The sequence below is a fragment of the Bradyrhizobium sp. Kon10 genome, assembly GCF_055807395.1.
In genome coordinates this window covers 1-243 of record NZ_JBVVOZ010000351.1, presented here as the reverse complement: position 1 = coordinate 243, position 243 = coordinate 1, and the positions used below count along the sequence as shown (strand labels likewise).

The window sequence follows — 243 nt, the reverse complement described above, 5'->3', positions numbered from 1 at the left end:
CAGGCACGCGCCAGGATCTTGCAGGACGAGCTGATGGCCAAGCTGACGACGCAGTCGAACCAGTTGCTTTACATGCTGTCGGTGATGACCGCGGTGCTGTTGCCGATGACGATCATCTCGGGCCTGTTCGGCATGAATGTCGGCGGGCTGCCGCTGGTCGACACGCGGGTGGGCTTTTGGGTGGCGTCGGCGATATCGCTCGCGGTCGCGGCGGTCGTCTATCTGTTCGTCAGGCGTCTGGGG

At 63.8% G+C, this 243-nt stretch carries 1 protein-coding gene; it reads left to right on the top strand.

The genetic code is table 11. The features are described from left to right. The coding region (locus AC0L2O_RS37350; protein ID WP_473373270.1) for a CorA family divalent cation transporter at positions 1-243 on the top strand (243 nt) is incomplete at both ends.